The sequence below is a fragment of the Pseudonocardia nantongensis genome (genome assembly GCF_046546495.1).
In the GTDB taxonomy this organism is placed as follows: Bacteria; Actinomycetota; Actinomycetes; order Mycobacteriales; family Pseudonocardiaceae; genus Pseudonocardia; species Pseudonocardia nantongensis.
Map to the genome: position 1 here is coordinate 13,916 of NZ_JBKGXT010000016.1, position 16,820 is coordinate 30,735.

A 16,820-nucleotide genomic window follows, 5' to 3' on the forward strand; every position below is an offset into this window, starting at 1 on the left:
TTGCGCGCTCGGTTCCTCACAGCTCGCGCCGGTGCGGCGCGCACGCCGCGGCCCCCGAAAACAGCAGAGGCGCGGCTTCTGTCGGTCAAGGATACGTGACCCCGTCGGTGGGGTCACGGCCGGGGGGTCGGACTCATCCCCCGTCCTGCGGGGGGCCCGCGGGCCGGGACGCCGCCCGGCGACGCCGGGGACGCGAGGCCACCGGGGCCGGTTCCGGCTGCTCGACGACGTCCGGGGTGACCTCGGGGGTCGTGGACACCGCCTCACCGTTCCCGGCCGGGGTGGACGTGCTGATGACGACCGGCTCGGCGGTGCGCTGCGGGGAGCCGGCCGACCGGCTGACCCGGCGCCGCTTCGGCGCCGGCTCCGCGGCCGGTTCAGAGGTCGCCGGCTCGGGCGCCGCCGACTCCGGTGTCGCCGGTTCCGGCGCGGGGGCCGCGTCCGCGGCCGCGGTGTCCGGCGCCGCCGTGGGCGCCGGGGCCCGCGTCCCGCCGTCCGGCGTGCCCGTCTCCGGGCCCGCTTTCTCCGGGGCCGCCTTCTCCGGGGCCGCGGTCGTGGGGACCGTCGTGGGCGCGACGTCCGGCGCGGAGCCGCGGGCCGGCCCGGCCGGGGCCGGGGTGGCGGCGTCGGCGTCCGGGTCGGCGGTCGGCTCGGGCGCCGGTGCGGCGTCGGTAACCGTGGAGTCCGCGGTGGCGGGCACCGGGTCCCCGGTCCGGGTGCTGCCGGCGATCACGGCCACGGCCGCGGCGGCCGTGCTGGTGTCCACCTCGCGGGCGGTCTCCGCGTCGCCACGGTCCTGGTCCCGACCACCGTGCCGACCGCCGTCGCGGCCCCCGCCGGAGCCGGTCTCCCCGTTTCCGGAGTCACCGCCGCCCCCACCGCGACGACGGCGGCGGCGTCCGCCGCCCTCCCCGTTGGTGCCGTTGGTGCCGCTGTTCCCGTTGTTCCCGTTGTTGCTGCCGCCGTGCGCGCCGTTGGCGTGCTGGTGCGTGGCGTCGGACGGATCGGTCGTGACGATCACGCCCCGGCCCCGGCAGTGCTCGCACGGGCTGGAGAAGTGCTCCAGCAGCCCGCCGCCGACCCGCTTGCGGGTCATCTGCACCAGCCCCAGCGAGGTCACCTCGGCGACCTGGTGACGGGTGCGGTCCCGGGCCAGGCACTCGGTGAGCCGGCGCAGCACCAGGTCGCGGTTGGCCTCCAGGACCATGTCGATGAAGTCGACGACGATGATCCCGCCGATGTCCCGCAGCCGGAGCTGGCGCACGACCTCCTCGGCCGCCTCCAGGTTGTTCCGGGTGACGGTCTCCTCGAGGTTGCCGCCGGAGCCGGTGAACTTGCCGGTGTTGACGTCGACGACGGTCATCGCCTCGGTCCGGTCGATCACCAGGGTGCCGCCGGAGGGCAGCCAGACCTTGCGGTCCAGCGCCTTGAGGAGCTGCTCGTCGATCCGGTGCTCGGTGAACGCGTCGGACGGGCCGGCGTGCCGGTGCATCCGGTCGACCAGCTCCGGGGCGACGTGCTCGACGTAGCCGGAGACGGTCTCCCAGGCGTGGTCACCGGAGACGATCAGCCGGGAGAAGTCCTCGTTGAACTGGTCCCGGACGACCTTGACCAGCATGTCCGGCTCCTCGTAGAGCAGCGTCGGGGCCTTCGGGGAGCCCGGACCGGTCTTGCGCGCCTTCGCGTCGACGACCTCCCACTGCGCCTGCAACCGGCGGACGTCGCGCTCGAGGGCGTCGTGCGAGACGCCCTCGGACGCCGTCCGGATGATCACTCCGGCCTCGGCCGGGACGATCTCCTTCAGCATCTCCTTGAGCCGCTTGCGCTCGGTGTCGGGCAGCTTTCGGCTGATCCCGGCGGCCCCGCCGGAGGGCACGTAGACCAGGAACCGCCCGGCCAGGGAGATCTGGGTGGTCAGCCGGGCACCCTTGTGCCCGACCGGGTCCTTGGTGACCTGCACCAGGACCTGGTCGCCGGACGACAGCGCCTGCTCGATCTTGCGCGCCTTGCCGTTCAGGCCGGCGGCGTCCCAGTTGACCTCGCCGGCGTAGAGCACCGCGTTGCGGCCGCGGCCGATGTCGACGAACGCCGCCTCCATCGAGGGCAGCACGTTCTGCACCCGGCCGAGGTAGATGTTGCCGACCATGCTGCCGCTGCCGGTGCGCGAGCTGGTGATGAAGTGCTCGACCAGCACGTCGTCCTCGAGCACGCCGATCTCGGTGCGGTCGGCGAGCTGGCGGATCACCATCTGCCGGTCGACCGACTCGCGGCGGGCCAGGAACTCCGACTCGGACAGGATCGGCGGGCGGCGCCGCCCGGCGTCGCGGCCGTCCCGGCGGCGCTGGCGCTTGGCCTCCAGCCGGGTGGACCCGCGAACACCCTGGACGCCGTCGTCGGCGGTGTCGTTGCTGCGCGTCTCGCGGACCTTCGTGACGGTGTTCGGCGGATCGTCGTCCGACCGGTCGTCGGAGTCCGAGCCACCCCGACGACGACGGCGGCGGCGCCGGCGGGACCCTCCGGAGCCGGAGTCGTCGTCGTCGGACCGCTCGTCCGGCCCGTTCCCGCCGTCGGTGCCGGTCCCGGAGTCGGAGCCGGACTCGGCGGAGTCGCCGTCCGCCCCGGTCCCGGAACCGGAGCGGTCCTTGCGCCGCGACCGGCGGCGACCGCCCGCGCCGGAGCCGGACCCGGAGTCGCCGGAGTCGGCGCCGTCCCCGGTGTCCCGGGTGTCCCGGGTGTCCCCGGCGTCCGCGGTCCCGGTGTCCGCGTCATCGGAGTCGGACTCGGAGTCGAAGTCGGAGTCGGAGTCGGAGTCGCCCTGCTCGTCGCCGCCCTTGCCGCGGCCACGGCCACGGCGACCCCGGCGCCGACGGCGACGGTTGGCGTCCTCGTCGTCACCGTCGTCGTCGGCATCGCCGTCGGCGATGTCGGTGCTCTCGTCCTCGGCGCCGCCGGAGGTGCTGTCCTCGACCGGCTCGTCAGGGGTCTCGTCCCGGCCCTTGCGGCGGTTCTTGCGGCCCTTGCGGACGCCGCCACCGTCCTCGGTGGGCTCGGTCGCCGGTGCGGTCGGCGTCGGGGCCGGGGCCGGGGCCTGAGTGGTCGGGGCCTGGAACATCGGCACGGCGAACACCGGCGCCAGCCCGGCCGACCGACCGGAGTCCGGCGCCGCCTCGGCCGCGGGGTCCCGGGTCTCGGCGGCGGAGATCTCGGCGGCGGAGATCTCGGCGGCCGGGGGCTCGGGTGCTGCGGACACCTCCAGGACCTCGGGCGCTGCCGGAGCCTCGGGCTCCGCGGCGGCCTCGGGAGCCGGGACGGTGTCGGCGGTGTCGTCCGCCGCCGGCGTCGCCGGGCTCAGCGCCGCAACGACCTGCTCGGCCGTCGCCCGCGTGATGCTGGACTGGACGCTGCGGACCTCCTGGCCGAGCCCGGCGAGGGCGCCGAGGACGTCCTTGCTGGCACGGCCCAGCAGCTTCGCCAGTGCGTGCACACGCATCCTGTCCGGCAGCTCCGGATTCGCCTGCGGCGAGGCCGCATCCGACACACCGGAGGGCCCGCCGGTGCCACCGGCGGGCGCGTCATTCATCGTCATCGAGCTCCTTCGCCCCCGGGCGCCTCGCGTGGAGGCGGCCGCGCAGGGACCTTGCGCGTTCTCGTTCCGCTGCTCGCGCGGGTGCGCGGTGCGGCACATCTGGTGTCGCTGTCCCCGGATCTCCGGGGGCCTTCCACGACGACGTGGCGACAGCGTTCTGCGTGCTGCCGGCTCAGGATCCGGCTGGACGGCTCCGGGTCACCGGAGCCGCGCCGAGCGGATCCACCAGGCCGCCCCCGTCGTCGAGCAGTCCCTGCGCCAGCCGGGTGGCCGTCACCGGTACCGGTGGCGTCAGGTCTGCGACAACGTTGAGCGCACCCAGCACGTCGTCGGGTCGAACGGTCGGTGTCGTCTGCCGTACGACCACCGTCAGTATCGCACAGTCCGTCGCCGCATCCGGCGAACCCGCCACCGCGTCCGGGGTGCCGTCACCCGTTCCGGCATCCGCGACGGGCTCGACCACCACCGCGACCAGCGCGGCCCGGACGTCGATCTCCTTGCGCCCGGACGGCGTGACCCGGGTGACGACGACGGTCTCGCGGGCCAGCAACGCCGCCACGGCCGCCTCGACCTCGGCCCGCGGCACCCCGCGGACCTCCAGCCGCCAGCGGCCGGCGTCGATCCGGTCGGCCAGCGCCGGAGCCGTGGCGACCGCCGCGTCCAGCACGTCCAGGCCGTCGGGCAGCGCCGCGTCCAGCGCGGCGCGCAGCGACTCCGGGTCGACCTCGCGGGTCAGGCCCAGCTCGACGAACTCGGCCTCGCTGGCCGCGCCGGTCGGGGCCGCACCGACCCAGGACAGCCGCGGGTGCGGGCTGAACCCGTGCGAGTGCGCGACCGGCACACCGGCCCGCCGGACCGCTCGCTCGAAGCTGCGGGCGACGTCACGGTGTGAGAGGAACCGCAGCCGGCCGCGCTTGGCGAACCGCAGGCGGACCTTCTGCACCGTCGGGGGTGCCGGGTTCGCCGCCTCGCCGGCCCGCACTCGTGCCATCGCCCCAGTCTAGGGACCGCCCGGTCAAGCCCCCGCGCCGGAGGCGCACACGCTCCGGCACACGGGACCGGGCCAGCCTCGCTGTCCACCGGATCCACCGGGCAAGCCCGAGACAGGGAGCAGCACCATGACGACCACCGACACCCCCACCGGCCCGGACCTCGACGCGATCGGGGCGAGGCACCGCGCCGTCTGGGCCTCCGGCGACTACCCGGCGGTCGCCGCCGACCTCATCCCCGGCCTCGGCGCCGTCCTGGTCGACGCCGTCGGCACCGGTCGCGGCGACCGGATCCTGGACGTTGCGGCCGGCACCGGGAACGCGGCGATCCCGGCCGCGCTGACCGGCGCCGACGTCGTCGCCTCCGATCTCACACCGGAGCTGCTGGCCGAGGGCGCCCGGATCGCGGAGGCCCGCGGGGTCCGGCTGCAGTGGGCCGAGGCCGACGCGCACGCACTCCCGTTCGCCGACGCCGAGTTCGACGTCGTGCTCTCCTGCGTGGGGGTGATGTTCGCCCCGTTCCACGAGCGGGCCGCCGCCGAGCTGCTGCGGGTCTGCCGCGCCGGCGGCCGGATCGGCCTGCTGAGCTGGACACCCGAAGGCTTCGTCGGCGGGATGTTCGCGACCCTGAAGCCCTACGCTCCGCCGCCCCCGCCGGGCGCCTCACCCCCGGTCCGCTGGGGCGACGAGGCCTACCTGCGCGGCCTGCTCGGGGACGGTGTCACCGGCCTGCGGGCCGAGCGGGGCACCGCCCGGTTCGCGGTCGAGGGCGACGCCGTCGGGTTCCGGGAGTGGTGGAAGCGGAACTACGGCCCGACGATCGCCACCTACCGCGGTATCGCCGACGACCCGGAGCGCGCTGCGCAGCTGGACGCCGCGTTCCTCGAGCACCTGGAGCGGACCCGGGTCGGCGACCACTGGGACGCGGAGTACCTGCTGGTGACGGCCGTGCGGAGCTGAGCCTCCGGCCGAACGGCGCAATCCCGCCGGGCGGCCGTGGTGCCATCCTGGACGCTCCGCTCCGGCAGGCGCCGAGGAGGGCCCATGACGGTCGTCCGGCTGCTCGGCCCGCCCGGGGTGACCGGGGCACCGGTCACCCGGGGCCGCAAGCCGTGGGCGCTGCTCGCCCTGCTGCTGTGCTCCACCGGACCGGTCCCCCGCACCCGGGTGGTCGAGCTGCTGTTCCCGGACGCCGACGATCCGGGCGCCGCGCTGCGCTGGACGCTGAGCCGGGCCCGGCGGGCCACCGGCGGCGCGGTCGTCCTGGGCGGGGACCCGCTGCGGGCGGTGCCGGCCGAGGGCGTCACGGTGGACGTGCTCGACGTCCTCGCCGGCCGGGACCCGGGCGGCTGGCCGCTCGCCGAGGCCACCCTGCCGCTGCTGGAGGGATGCGAGCCGGACGTGCCCGGTTTCGTGGCCTGGCTGCACGGGCGCCGGCGCGACCTCGCCTCGGCCGGGGCCCGGCTACAGCGCTCCCGACGGGCCCGCCCGTGCTCGCCGGCGGGCCGCGGGGCGGTCCGGGAGCTGATCCTCGTCGGCGAGCGCGTGATGGACGCCGGGGCGGCCCGGGACGGCACACGCGTGTTGGCCGGGGCGGTCCGCCGGGCCCGCGTGCTCGACGACGACGCCGTCCTGGCCGGGGCGCTGGCCCACTACGGCCGCGGGATCGTGCACGCCGTCGCCAGCACCGACCCGGGGGCCGCCGCCGCGCTGCGCGAGGCCGACCGGCTGGCCACCCGCGAGGGGCTGGCCGACGTCGCCGCGCTGGCCCGTCGGGAGCTCGGCTTCGTCGCGACCGCCACCGGGGACCAGCCCGGCGCGCTCGCCGAGCTGGGCCGGGCCACCGTGGCCGCCGCCGGCCGTCCCGGGGACGAGGCCGGGGTGGCGCACGTGCGGGGGTTCGCCCTGGTCGACACCCCCGGCTCGGCGGGCGCCCCGGCCGAGCTGACCCGGGCCGTCGAGCTGGCCGAGACCGCGGACCGACCGCGGGCAGCCGCCGCCGCGCTCGCCATCCGGGCCCGGGCCCTGCTGCAGCGCGACGACGAGGTGGGCGCCGAGGCCGACCTGGCCCGGGCCCGCGGGCTGGTCGCCGAGCAGCGATGGACGGCGATGCGGCCGTGGGTGGACGCGCTGCACGGTGAGCTGCTGCTCCGGGCCGGGCACACGGCCGAGGCGGAGGCGGTGCTGGCGGACGCGCTCACCCTGGCCGAGGTGCTCGACGACGCCTGCTGGATCGCGCTGACCGCGCGCGGGCTCGCCGCGGCCCGGGCCGCCCGGGGCGACCCGGTCGGCGCCGCCGGGGCGCTACGCGCCGCGTGCCACATCCTCGTCGCCGACGCCGACGTCTGCTGCTGGATCGAACTGCACCTGCGGGACACGCTCTGCACGGTCACCGCCCGCTACGACCCGGCCGGGGCGATCGCCGAGAGCCGGACGCTCGCGGCCCGCGCGGCCCGGGTCGGGCTCGAGGAGTACGAGGTACGTGCCGTACGGCACCGGGCACGGCTCGGCGACGCCGAGGCCGCCCTGGAGCAGCGGGCCCGGGCCGAGCGGCTGGACAACCCGGCCCTGCTCCGGACCTGAGCCGGCCGCCGGTGGCCGGTGGTCAGACCCCGACGGTCCGCGGGTCGACGACCAGCAGCGAGTCCCCGGCCGGCGCGAACCCGGCCCGCCGGTAGAACGCGGCGCTGCCCGCGGTCGGGGCGAGCATCAGCCGCCGGAACCCGCGGTCGCGGGCGTGCGCGACGACCGCACCCAGCAGCACCCGCGGCACCCCGGCCTCGGCGAACCCGGACAGCACGAACGCGTTGCCGACCTGTCCGGTGCGCGCGCCCCGGCCGCCGGGGCGCGGCATCTGCACCGTCTCCAGGACGTTGATCGACCCGACCGGGGTCCAGCCGGCCCGGTCGCTGCCGGCCTCGGCGACCCAGAACGCCCGGCGCGGCTGCTCGACCCGCCACCAGGCGGCGAACGCCTCCTCGAACCCCGGGTCGGTCACCGGGCGGCCGGCCCGCTCCTCCAGCCACTGCCGGCGCAGCCGGGCGAGTGCGGCGACGTCGCGCTCGTCGGCGACCCGCACCCGCAGCTGTCGCCCGCCGAACTCCCAGGTCGAGCCGTCGGGCTCGGGCGCCCCGGCGCCCGGGATGCTGGACCGCCCGTGGTCGGTGGCGCTCGCCTCAGCCACCCGATCCCTGCCGTGACCCCGGCCCCGGCGCGGCGGACCCGCCGTCGTCCACCGGGGTGCCCGAGGCGGTCGGGTTCACGACCGTCAACGGGAGGAGCGTGGTTCCGCTCGGACCCACCTCGATGTCGGTGCCGGTGGACGGGCACACCCCGCAGTCGAAGCACGGGGTCCAGCGGCAGTCGTCCTGCTCGCGGCCCTCCAGGGCCTCCTGCCAGTCCTCCCAGAGCCAGTCCTTCTCCAGGCCGGAGTCCAGGTGGTCCCAGGGCAGGATCTCGTCCTGGCCGCGCTCGCGGGTGGTGAACCACTCCAGCGACACGCCCATCGGCTCCAGCTCCCGCGCCGCGGCGTCCACCCAGCGGTCGTAGGAGAAGTGCTCGGACCAGCCGTCGAACCGGCCGCCCTCGCGCCACACCCGCTCGATCACCGCGCCGACCCGGCGGTCGCCGCGGGCGAGCAGTCCCTCGATCAGCGAGGGCTCGCCGTCGTGGTAGCGCATGCCGATGTTGCGGCCGATCTTGCGGTCGGCGTTGACGGCCTCGCGCAGCTTGCGCAGCCGGGCGTCGACGGTCTCCGGGTGGCACTGGGACGCCCACTGGAACGGGGTGTGCGGTTTCGGGACGAACCCGCCGATCGAGATGGTGCAGCGCACGTCGTTGCGTCCGGACGCCTTCCGGCCGGCCTGGATGACCCGGTAGGCCATGCCGGCGATCTCCAGCACGTCCTCGTCGGTCTCGGTCGGCAGGCCGCACATGAAGTAGAGCTTCACCTGCCGCCAGCCCTGGGCGAACGCCTCCGAGCAGGTCCGGATCAGGTCGTCCTCGGAGACCATCTTGTTGATCACGCGGCGGATCCGCTCGGAGCCGCCCTCGGGGGCGAAGGTCAGCCCGGAGCGCCGGCCGTTGCGCGAGATCTCGTTCGCCAGGTCGATGTTGAATGCGTCCACCCGGGTGCTCGGCAGCGACAGCGAGGTGTTGGTGCCCTCGTAGCGGTCGGCCAGCCCCTTGGTGATCTCCGCGATCTCCGAGTGGTCGGCGGACGACAGCGACAGCAGGCCGACCTCGTCGAACCCGGAGGCGCGGACGGAGGCGTCGACCATCTCGCCGACGCCCTGCAGCGACCGTTCCCGGACCGGGCGGGTGATCATCCCGGCCTGGCAGAACCGGCAACCGCGGGTGCAGCCACGGAAGATCTCCACCGACGCCCGCTCGTGCACCGTCTCCGCCAGCGGGACCAGCGGCTGTTTCGGGTACGGCCAGTCGTCCAGCTCGGTCGTGGTGCGCTTCTGCACCGTCTCCGGGACGCGCTCCCCGACCGGCGTCACCGCGGCGATGCCGCCGTCGTCGGCGTAGCCCACGTCGTAGAGCGCGGGCACGTAGCAGCCCGGGGTGCCGGAGAGCCGGACCAGCAGCTCGTGCCGTCCGCCGGGCCGGCCCTCGTCCTTCCACACCCGGACGACGTCGGTGATGTCCCCGACGACCTCCTCGCCGTCGCCCAGCGCGGCGACGTCGACGAAGTCGGCGACCGGCTCCGGGTTGAACGCCGCGTGCCCGCCGGCGACGACGACCGGGTGCGTGGCGTCCCGGTCCCGGGCGTGCAGCGGGGTGCCGGCGAGGTCGAGCGTGGTGAGCAGGTTGGTGTAGCCGAGCTCGGTGGAGAACGAGACGCCGAGCAGGTCGAAGTCGCCGATCGCGTGGTGCGCGTCGACGGTGAACGCCGGCACGGCGTTCTCCCGCATCAGCTGCTCGAGGTCCGGCCAGACCGCGTAGCAGCGCTCGGCCAGCGCGTCCGGCCGCTCGTTGAGGACCTCGTAGAGGATCTGCACGCCCTGGTTGGGCAGGCCGACCTCGTAGGCGTCCGGGTAGAGCAGGGCCCACCGGACGGCCGCGGAGTCCCACGGCTTGACCTGCGAGTTCCCTTCACCGCCGACGTACTGCACCGGCTTGGAGACGCGGGGCAGGATCGGCTCCAGGGCGGGGAAGACGGAGGTGGGTGCCACGCTGCGCCAGGGTAGCCGCGTCGCCACGATGTGCACCGGCGGGGTTTACCGAGCCCGCCCCGGGAGCGACACGGGTCACGGTGCGCCACGGGTCCGCTCACCTACCCTGACGATCACGCCGGCGAGCACCGGAGGTGGCACGAGCACGGCGACCGGACACCCGACCACACCTGGGAGTGCTGTGAACGCTGTGAACCCCGAGACCTCCGTGACCGACGCCGAGCTGCACGCCCGGTTCCGCCCGCTGTTCGACGACATCGCCGCCGGGGCGGTCGAGCGCGAGCTGACCCGCACGCTGCCGTCGAAGGAGGTCGCCGAGCTGGCCGCCGCCGGGTTCGGCGCGCTGCGGGTCCCGGTCGCCGACGGCGGCACCGGGGCGTCGGTGAGCCAGCTGTTCGGGCTGCTCGTCGAGCTCGCCGCGGCCGACCCGAACATCCCGCAGGCGCTGCGCACGCACATCGCCTTCACCGAGCTGTGGCGGGCCGCCGACGACGACGTCTCGCGCCGCCGGCTGGCCGCGATCGCCTCCGGGAAGCTGGTCGGCAACGCCATCACCGAGCGCGGCGGCGTCGCGCAGAACTCCTCGACCACCGTGCTGCGCCGGGACGGCGAGCGGCTGCTGCTCGACGGCGAGAAGTTCTACTGCACCGGCACCCTCTACGCCGATCTGGTCGACGTCGTCGCGCTCGATCCGGACGGCAACCGGGTCACCGTGCTGGTGGACGCGCACGCCCCGGGCGTCGAGAAGGTCGACGACTGGCGCGGCTTCGGTCAGAAGCTGACCGCCAGCGGGACCACCCGGTTCACCGGGGTCGAGGTCGACCCGGCCGAGGTCCGGCCCGCGCCCACCGAGGTGCACGTCCCGGTCCGGCAGGCGCTGCTGCAGCTGGTGCTGCTGGCCGCCCTGGCCGGGATCGCGCGGCGGGCCGCCGACGACGCGGCCGCCTACGTCCGGGACCGGCGCCGCAGCTGGCCCTATGCCTCGGCGGACCTGCCCCGAGACGACCCGCTGGTCCAGCAGGTCGTCGGGAAGCTGGATGCGGCGGCCTTCACCGCGGCGGCGACGGTCGGCGCCGCCGCCGCGTCGCTGGAGCGGGCGATCGACGACCCGGCACACGGTCCGGCCGCCGAGATCGACGTCTACCGGGCCCAGTCGGTCGTCCCGCAGATGGTGCTGGACGCGACCTCGGAGCTCTTCGAGGTTGGCGGCGCCTCCGCCGTCGACGTCGACCGGGCGCTGGACCGGCACTGGCGCAACGCCCGCACGATCGCCGTGCACAACCCGATCATCTACAAGCAGCGGGTGGTCGGCGACTACGTCGTCAACGGCGCGGTGCCGGTGCTGTCGCTGTCCTCGGGGACCGCACCCTCCTCCTCTGCCTGAGCCCGGGCGGCCGCGGCGGCGTGCAGCGCCGCCCGGGTCGCGTCGTCGGCGGGCAGGAAGGTCTCCAGCGCCAGCTCGGCGAGCGTGACGTCGTGCGGGGCACCGAACGTCGTCATCGTGGAGTGGAACGCCAGCGGACCGTCCGGGGTGTCGAGCAGCAGCGGGAGCAGCACGTCCGCGCCCGGTGCCGGCAGCGCGACCTCGTCCGGTGCCGGGTAGCCGCGGCACTCGGCCGGCAGCGCGGTGAGCAGGCGGGCCGCGGTGACCCGGACCTGGCGTCTCCAGCTCCTCGGCGAGCGCGCCGAGCAGCTCGCGGCTGGCCCCGGAGCGCCCGGTCTCGACGAAGCTCAGGTGCCGGGTCGACACCCTGGCCGCCAGAGCCAGGTCCAGCTGGCTGCGCCGCCGCCGGGCCCGCCAGAACCGGAGCGTCTCCCCCGGGCCGGCGTTCCGGGACGGGCGGGCGTTCGAGCTCTGGACGCCTTCCCGGGTGAGCGCGACGAAGTGATCATCTTCTGAGTGCCGATCGGTGCCATGGTTGGCACCGATCAGCACTCGTCCGACGATCACCCGGCAGGCTCGGGCCGACCGGAGTTCAGCGCTTCCCGTTCGGCAGGGCCAACCGGTTGATCGTGCCCAGGACCTGCAGGTACTGCTTCCACAGCGGGCCGGACGTGTACTCCAGCCCGTACTCCTCGCAGAGCGCGCGCACCTCGGGCGCGACCTCGGCGTAGCGGTTGCTGGGCAGGTCCGGGAACAGGTGGTGCTCGATCTGGTAGCTGAGCTGGCCGGTCATCAGGTGGAAGTACCGGCCCCCGTCGAGGTTGGCCGAGCCGAGCAACTGGCGGACGTACCACTCGCCGCGGCTCTCGTCGTCGAGCTGCTCCTCGTCGAACTGCACCGCCCCGGTCGGGAAGTGCCCGCAGAAGATCACCGCGTGCGACCAGACGTTGCGCACCAGGTTCGCGGTGACGTTCCCGGCCAGCACCGGCGCCCAGAACGGCCCGGCCAGCGCCGGGAACGCGAGGTAGTCCTTGAAGATCTGGCGGCCGGTCTTGCGGCCGATCGACTTGACCTGCTGCCACACCCGCGACAGCGGCTTCTGCCCCGCGACGACCTTCTCCACCTCCAGGTCGTGCAGCGCGACCCCGTACTCGAAGAAGAGCGAGAGGAGGAAGTTGTAGAGCGGGTTTCCCAGGTAGTACGGGTTCCAGCGCTGCTCCTCGGACAGCCGCAGGATCCCGTAGCCGACGTCGCGGTCCTTGCCGACGACGTTGGTGTAGGTGTGGTGCATGTAGTTGTGCGAGTGCTTCCACTCGGCCGAGGACGAGACGTTGTCCCACTCCCAGGTCGACGAGTGGATCTTCGGATCGCGCATCCAGTCCCACTGGCCGTGCATGACGTTGTGCCCGATCTCCATGTTCTCCAGGATCTTGGCGATCGAGAGCATGGCGGTGCCGGCGATCCAGGCCGGGGGCAGCACGCCGGCGAACAGCAGCGCCCGGCCGCCGAGCTCCAGGGCGCGCTGCTTCTGCACGACGCCACGGATGTGGGCGGCGTCCGACTCGCCGCGCTCGGCCAGTACCCGGTCCCGGATCGTGTCGAGCCGGCGGCCGAGCTCCTCGATCTGCTCGGGCGTCAGGTTCGTCGTCGCGACGACGTCCTCGCGGCGGGTGGAGGGGACGAGCTCCAGCGCCGGGCGCTGCGGCTGCTGCTGCAGGTTGGTGACCTCCGGGCCGGGCTCGGTCGCGGGGTTCACCGGGGTCTCGACGGTCGCGGTCATGGGAGTGCTCCTCAGGGGTTGTCGATGCGGGCGGGGCCGCCGGCACCGTTGATGCAGGTCTGGACGAGGTCACCGGGTTCACCGTGCAGCTCGCCGGTGCGCAGGTCGCGGACCCGGCCGTCGCGCAGCGGGAGCACGCAGCCGAAGCAGATGCCCATCCGGCAGCCGCTGGGCATGAGCTCGCCGGCTGCTTCCCCGGCCTCCAGCAGGCTCTGCCCGGGCGCCACCTCGACCTCGGTGTCCCCGAGGCCGACGGTGCCGCCAGCCCCACCGGCCGCCCGGGCCGGCGAGGCGAACCGTTCGACGGTCACGCCGTCCCAGGCGTCGGTCAGGGCGTCGAGCAGCCCGGTCGGGCCGCAGGCGTACACGGCGCGCTCGGCCCGGTCCGGGACGCCTGCGTCCAGCGACGCCGGGTCCGGCCGGCCGGTCACCGAGGTGTGCCGCGACACCACGCGCAACGACGGGTGCCGGGCGGCCAGCCCGGCGAGCTCCGCGGCAAAGATCGTGTCGTCCGGGGTCCGCGCGCTGTGCACCAGCACGGTGTCGGGCATCGTGTCGCGCGCGTCCAGCGTGCGGAGCATGCTCATCACCGGGGTGATCCCGCTGCCCGCGGTGACGAACAGCAGCTTCGACGGCAGCGGGTCGGGCAGGGTGAACTCCCCCGCCGCCTGCTCCAGCTCGACGATCGTGCCGATCGGCAGGTCACGGACCAGCTTCGTGGAGACGGTCCCGTCCGGGACCTCCTGCACGGTCACCGTCAGGTAGTCGGCGCCCTCGGGCGCGGACAGCGAGTAGGTCCGCCGGTACCGGACGCCGTCGACGTCGACCCCGATACCGACGTACTGGCCGGCGTGGTGCCCGGCCCAGGCACGGCCGGGCTCGATGGTCACCGACACGGCCCGGTCGGTCTCCCGGCGGCGGGCGACCACCCGGCCGCGCAGGGAGGTGGTCGACCACAGCGGGTCGAACAGGGTCAGGAAGTCCTCGGGCAGCAGCGGCGTGGTCAGCGCGCTCGCCGCGTCCAGGAGGCGCCTGCGTCGCGAGGTCGCCGCAGTGGCGGATCGGAACATGACATCGACTCTGCACAATTTGATGTCACATAGCAAACCATAGTCGTCGGTTCTCTGTGTCACATGTGCCCTTGCTACAGTGCATGTCATGATGGAGTCCGGGAGGGCCGAGGAGTCCGAGGAGCCCGATGCCCTGGAGGGCTGGCAGACCATCGACGAGCTGGCCGGCGCCAGCGGTGTCACGGTGCGCAACATCCGCGCCTACCAGTCCCGCGGGCTGCTGCCCGCCCCACAGGTCAGAGCCCGGACCGGGTACTACGGGCCCGGTCACGCCGCGCGGCTGGAGCTGATCCAGGACCTGCAGGACGAGGGCGTCAAGCTCGACACCATCAAGAAGCTGCTCGACACCACCGGCGGGTCCACCGAGCAGGTGGTGCAATTCATCCGGACCGTTCGGGAGCTCTTCGCGCCCGAGGACCGGCAGATCGTGCAGCTCGGCGAGCTGGCGCAGCGCTACGAGACGACCGACACCGGGCTGGCCAAGCGCGGGGTCAAGATGGGCCTGCTGCGTGAGCTGGGCGAGGACACCTACGAGGAGATCAGCCCCCGGCTGATGAACGCCGCGGCCGAGCTGACCGGCCTCGGCATCCCGATCAGCCGCTCACTGGACGTGGTCGAGCAGCTGCGCAAGCACGCCGACGCCGTCGCGAAGCTCTACGTGGACCTGTTCCTCGGCGAGATCTGGCAGCCGTTCGACGCCTCCGGGCGTCCGGACGACCAGTGGCCCCGGGTCTACGAGACGATCGAGCGGATGCGCCGGATCTCCGGCGAGGTGATGATCGCGGTGCTGGAGCTGGCCGTGGCCGAGCGGGTCGACGTCACCTTCGGCCGGGACATCGTGCGTAACGTGCGGACCACCAGCGCCGGGCCGGACACCGGTGACGCGGGCGGCGGGGCCTCGGACGGCGGGAGCTGAGTCATCGGGGCATGTCAGAGCCCTGACCCGAGAGCCCCAGGCCGGCCTCTGCCCCGTCGCATGCCCGCTGGGGCTCCCTGTGTTCTCAACTCATCAATCCCGCGGCCCGCATCGCCGCCCGGACGTCCTCGTGGTGCCACTCGTCCAGCGGGACCAGCGGCAGCCGGATCCCGCCCGACATCAGCCCCAGCTCGGCGAGCGCCCACTTCACCGGGATCGGGTTCGGCTCGGAGAACAGCGCCGCGTGCAGCCCCGCCAGGTCGGCGTCGAGCCCGGCGGCGGTCTCGTCGTCGCCGGCGACGGCGGCCTTGCACATCCGGGCCATCGTCTCCGGAGCGACGTTCGCGGTCACCGAGATGTCGCCGTGGAACCCGGCCAGCATGGAGGCGCGGGCGGTGCCGTCGTCGCCGGAGTAGAGCGCGAAGTCGCCCCGGTCGAGCGCGACCAGCTCGCGGACCCGGTCCAGATCGCCCTTGGCCTCCTTCAGCCCGACGATGTTCGGGATCTCGGCCAGCCGCGCCACCGTGGAGGGCAGCAGGTCGCAGGCCGTCCGGCCGGGGACGTTGTAGAGGTACTGCGGGATCGCGACGGTCTCGGCGACCCGCTTGAAGTGCTGGTACAGGCCCTCCTGCGGAGGCTTGTTGTAGTACGGGGTGACCAGCAGCGCGCCGTCGGCGCCTGCCGCCCGTGCGGAGCGGGTCAGGTGGATCGCCTCGTCGGTGGAGTTCGCACCGGTTCCGGCGATGACCGGGACGCGGCCCTTCGCGACCTCGATCGTGCGCCGCATGACCTCGGTGTGCTCCAGCACCGACAGCGTCGAGGACTCGCCGGTGGTGCCGACCGACACGATCGCCGAGGTGCCGGCGGCGATCTGGCGCTCGACGAGCTCGCCGAGAGCCGTGTGGTCGACCTCGCCGTCGTCACGCATCGGGGTCACGATCGCGACGATGCTTCCAGTGATCACGCTGGCCTCCCCGGCACGGCTGACGACGACCCGGCGACGGTAGCAAGCTCGGCGCGGCTACCCGAGCGCGATCCGGGCCGGCTGCACCGAGCGACGGATCCGGCGGACGGTCTGCACCGCGATCACCACCGCGGCCAGCACCGCGACGACGGTCACCGCGATCGGCCGGTCGTTCGCGGCCACCCCGGCGAGTGCCCACACGACCCCGGCGGCGAACCCGGCGATCCCGGTGGCGGAGCCGACCACCGACAGCACGACGGCGGCGAGGATCACCAGCAGCAGGACGGCCGCGGTCTGCGGCAGGGCGCCGGCGTCGGGTAGCCCGACCGCGACACCCGCGGCCATCAGGCCCAGCACCAGCGCACCCGACGACCAGCCGAGGTAGATCGCGATCGGCAGCCGGAGGGCGAGCCGCTCGGCGCGGCCGGTCGCCGGGTCCCGGGACATCCGGGAGAACGCCACCGCCAGCACCACCACCAGTGCGATCAGCACGACCTGGGCGGTCACGACCGCGCGGGCGGAGAACGCCACGATCCACAGCGGGTTCAGCACCGCCGAGGCCGCGAGCCACCAGCCGACCCTGCGCTGGATCTCCCGACCGCGCCGGCCGGGGAGCAGTCCGAACCCGGCCTGCACCAGGAAGCCGAGGTAGATCAGGCCCCAGATCGAGAACGCCCACCCGGCCGCGAGCAGCGGGGTCTCGTAGGACCGCGCGACCTCGCCGATCCCCGACCCGGCCAGCGCGGCCACCAGCACCTGCACGATCGCCAGGACCGCCACGACCACACCACGGACGAGATCGGCGGTGGTCGGGCGCGGGGTGAGCACCGTCATGCGCACATGGTGGCGCCCCGCGCCCGACCCTGCCATTCGGCCCGGCGGGCGCCCGGACCGGGAGTGCACGCTGATGTTCGCTCCGCAAGCTCCGCTCAGCGCTGATATTCGCTCCGC

General features: G+C 74.5%; 13 protein-coding genes. 4 read left to right on the top strand and 9 right to left on the bottom strand.

The window, feature by feature from the left end:
* Positions 1-133 precede the first annotated feature (133 nt).
* Entirely contained in the window at positions 134-3,586 is a 3,453-nt protein-coding gene (locus ACLFMI_RS17750; RefSeq protein ID WP_410948995.1) for a translation initiation factor IF-2 N-terminal domain-containing protein, read from the bottom strand.
* Positions 3,587-3,758: 172 nt separating this feature from the next.
* Positions 3,759-4,577: a TIGR03936 family radical SAM-associated protein gene (locus ACLFMI_RS17755; RefSeq protein ID WP_410948996.1), complete on the bottom strand. Its 819-nt coding sequence runs from the start codon at positions 4,575-4,577 to the stop codon at positions 3,759-3,761.
* 127 nt (positions 4,578-4,704) lie between these two features.
* On the opposite strand from ACLFMI_RS17755, the gene ACLFMI_RS17760 reads away from it, so the two are divergent.
* Positions 4,705-5,535: a class I SAM-dependent methyltransferase gene (locus ACLFMI_RS17760; RefSeq protein WP_410948997.1), complete on the top strand. Its 831-nt coding sequence runs from the start codon at positions 4,705-4,707 to the stop codon at positions 5,533-5,535.
* An 84-nt stretch (positions 5,536-5,619) separates the two neighbouring features.
* A complete protein-coding gene (locus ACLFMI_RS17765) occupies positions 5,620-7,158 on the top strand; it encodes a hypothetical protein (RefSeq protein WP_410948998.1) in 1,539 nt (512 codons plus the stop codon).
* Between the two features lie 22 nt (positions 7,159-7,180).
* Here ACLFMI_RS17765 and ACLFMI_RS17770 read toward each other — a convergent pair whose 3' ends face one another.
* Together ACLFMI_RS17770 and ACLFMI_RS17775 are read right to left on the bottom strand one after the other, a co-directional pair.
* Positions 7,181-7,759, bottom strand: a complete 579-nt coding sequence (locus ACLFMI_RS17770) for a GNAT family N-acetyltransferase (protein ID WP_410948999.1) — start codon at positions 7,757-7,759, stop codon at positions 7,181-7,183.
* Positions 7,752-9,755: a TIGR03960 family B12-binding radical SAM protein gene (locus tag ACLFMI_RS17775; RefSeq protein ID WP_410949000.1), complete on the bottom strand. Its 2,004-nt coding sequence runs from the start codon at positions 9,753-9,755 to the stop codon at positions 7,752-7,754. Before ACLFMI_RS17775 ends, ACLFMI_RS17770 begins: the two co-directional genes overlap by 8 nt.
* A gap of 208 nt (positions 9,756-9,963) precedes the next feature.
* On the opposite strand from ACLFMI_RS17775, the gene ACLFMI_RS17780 reads away from it, so the two are divergent.
* Positions 9,964-11,139, top strand: a complete 1,176-nt coding sequence (locus tag ACLFMI_RS17780) for an acyl-CoA dehydrogenase family protein (protein ID WP_410949001.1) — start codon at positions 9,964-9,966, stop codon at positions 11,137-11,139.
* Here ACLFMI_RS17780 and ACLFMI_RS17785 read toward each other — a convergent pair.
* From ACLFMI_RS17785 to ACLFMI_RS17795, 3 genes are all read right to left on the bottom strand, one after another.
* Positions 11,070-11,312 carry a hypothetical protein gene (locus ACLFMI_RS17785; protein ID WP_410949002.1) on the bottom strand — a complete coding sequence of 81 codons (243 nt, stop codon included), beginning with the start codon at positions 11,310-11,312 and terminating at the stop codon, positions 11,070-11,072. The two genes, ACLFMI_RS17780 and ACLFMI_RS17785, sit on opposite strands and share 70 nt — an antisense overlap.
* A gap of 419 nt (positions 11,313-11,731) precedes the next feature.
* Positions 11,732-12,919 carry a fatty acid desaturase family protein gene (locus tag ACLFMI_RS17790; protein ID WP_410949003.1) on the bottom strand — a complete coding sequence of 396 codons (1,188 nt, stop codon included), beginning with the start codon at positions 12,917-12,919 and terminating at the stop codon, positions 11,732-11,734.
* Between the two features lie 11 nt (positions 12,920-12,930).
* Positions 12,931-13,989, bottom strand: a complete 1,059-nt coding sequence (locus tag ACLFMI_RS17795; protein WP_410949004.1) for a ferredoxin reductase — start codon at positions 13,987-13,989, stop codon at positions 12,931-12,933.
* A gap of 88 nt (positions 13,990-14,077) precedes the next feature.
* On the opposite strand from ACLFMI_RS17795, the gene ACLFMI_RS17800 reads away from it, so the two are divergent.
* Positions 14,078-14,905 (top strand): MerR family transcriptional regulator, encoded by an 828-nt coding sequence (locus tag ACLFMI_RS17800; RefSeq protein ID WP_410949005.1) that lies wholly within the window; start codon positions 14,078-14,080, stop codon positions 14,903-14,905.
* 85 nt (positions 14,906-14,990) lie between these two features.
* On the opposite strand, the gene dapA is transcribed toward ACLFMI_RS17800, so the two are convergent.
* The gene (dapA, locus tag ACLFMI_RS17805; RefSeq protein WP_410949006.1) at positions 14,991-15,869 is read right to left on the bottom strand and encodes a 4-hydroxy-tetrahydrodipicolinate synthase; all 879 of its coding nucleotides are present in this window, start codon (positions 15,867-15,869) and stop codon (positions 14,991-14,993) included.
* Positions 15,870-15,926: 57 nt separating this feature from the next.
* Positions 15,927-16,703 carry a hypothetical protein gene (locus ACLFMI_RS17810; RefSeq protein ID WP_410949007.1) on the bottom strand — a complete coding sequence of 259 codons (777 nt, stop codon included), beginning with the start codon at positions 16,701-16,703 and terminating at the stop codon, positions 15,927-15,929.
* Positions 16,704-16,820 lie beyond the last annotated feature (117 nt).

What these genes read in the sequence shown, in the direction of transcription:
- ACLFMI_RS17750 (WP_410948995.1), bottom strand. Translation starts at nt 3,586, where the DNA reads ATGACGATGAATGACGCGCCCGCCGGTGGCACCGGCGGGCCCTCCGGT.
- ACLFMI_RS17755 (WP_410948996.1), bottom strand. Translation starts at nt 4,577, where the DNA reads ATGGCACGAGTGCGGGCCGGCGAGGCGGCGAACCCGGCACCCCCGACG.
- ACLFMI_RS17760 (WP_410948997.1), top strand. Translation starts at nt 4,705, where the DNA reads ATGACGACCACCGACACCCCCACCGGCCCGGACCTCGACGCGATCGGG.
- ACLFMI_RS17765 (WP_410948998.1), top strand. Translation starts at nt 5,620, where the DNA reads ATGACGGTCGTCCGGCTGCTCGGCCCGCCCGGGGTGACCGGGGCACCG.
- ACLFMI_RS17790 (WP_410949003.1), bottom strand. Translation starts at nt 12,919, where the DNA reads ATGACCGCGACCGTCGAGACCCCGGTGAACCCCGCGACCGAGCCCGGC.
- ACLFMI_RS17795 (WP_410949004.1), bottom strand. Translation starts at nt 13,989, where the DNA reads ATGTTCCGATCCGCCACTGCGGCGACCTCGCGACGCAGGCGCCTCCTG.
- ACLFMI_RS17800 (WP_410949005.1), top strand. Translation starts at nt 14,078, where the DNA reads ATGATGGAGTCCGGGAGGGCCGAGGAGTCCGAGGAGCCCGATGCCCTG.
- ACLFMI_RS17810 (WP_410949007.1), bottom strand. Translation starts at nt 16,703, where the DNA reads ATGACGGTGCTCACCCCGCGCCCGACCACCGCCGATCTCGTCCGTGGT.